Source organism: Pseudomonas sp. FH4 (assembly GCF_000510915.2).
GTDB lineage: Bacteria > Pseudomonadota > Gammaproteobacteria > Pseudomonadales > Pseudomonadaceae > Aquipseudomonas > Aquipseudomonas brenneri.
This window is the reverse complement of record NZ_AOHN01000050.1, coordinates 1-985: the sequence shown is the minus strand read 5'-3', so window position 1 is coordinate 985 and position 985 is coordinate 1. Positions and strand designations below refer to the sequence as shown.

2 protein-coding genes are annotated in these 985 nt (G+C 58.4%); one reads left to right on the top strand and one right to left on the bottom strand.

What is annotated here, in order from left to right; all coding sequences use genetic code 11:
- Positions 1 to 182 (bottom strand): hypothetical protein (locus H097_RS26570; RefSeq protein WP_032863560.1); only part of this gene is annotated, 182 nt, incomplete at its 3' end.
- Between the two features lie 162 nt (positions 183 to 344).
- Between H097_RS26570 and H097_RS26565 the strand changes: the two genes are divergently transcribed.
- Positions 345 to 985 (top strand): GPO family capsid scaffolding protein (locus H097_RS26565; RefSeq protein ID WP_032863559.1); only part of this gene is annotated, 641 nt, incomplete at its 3' end.

Here is a 985-nt window from a genome sequence, read left to right as displayed (position 1 = left end):
CGCCGGCCGACGGCCGTCAGCGGTTCCTCGTCCGACAGCATGTCTTCCCACCCGCCCTGGCGTATCCAGTAGTAGACGATGCGGATGTTGGGCAGGTTGAGCTGCGCCTGAATTTCCTTGGCCTTACAGCGGCGTAGAAACAGGCGTTTGGCGGCTTCTTTAACTTCGGTCGAGTAGTACATGGGCCGCAGTCTATGCGGCGAAAACGCAGGAAACGCGGGGTTAAATTCCGCGATCCACCTATATGTCGAATATAGGAGGAACGCGCAAAGCAACCGTTTGTTTGGGGCTTGTCAGCTCCCTATCGTGGCGGCTCATTCAACCGATTGAGCGCAGTTAAACCCATGCCCCGTTCCCTTGTTTCGTTCTGGAAACGTGTCGCCACCAGCGGAGCCACCGTTGATGGGCGCGTGATCCTTCCCCAGGAACTGCGCGATATCGCTGAAACCTATAAGCCGTCCTTTTACACGGCTGTGATCTGGTGCGATCACGAACGCTGGCCGGGCTCCCACGGCACCGTTTATGCCGTGCGCCTGGTGGAAGAGGCCGAAGACCTAGAGCCGGGCGAGGTGGCGCTGGAAGCGCAATTGAAGCCAAACGACCGGCTGCTGTACCTGAATGATCAGGGCCAGAAACTGTTCACCAGCATCGAGATCACCCCAGACTTCCGAGGGAAGGGCAAAGCCTATCTGACCGGCATGGGCGTTACGGATGAGCCGGCAAGTGTGGGCACCCAAGAACTGTACTTCTCCCACAAAAACAACCGCGCTTCCTATTACGCCGCCTCGGTCGAACTTGGCCGCCTGCAGGACGACACCCCAGACACCGCTGAAACCGGACTGATCAAAGCCCTGACCGGCTTTTTCAAGCGTTTCGCCGCCGATGTGTTGCCCACCGAAACCACCCAACCCCAAACAGAGAGCAAACCCCCAATGGATGAAGCTACCGCAACGGCGTTAAAAGCCTTGCTGGCGCAGCTCCTGGT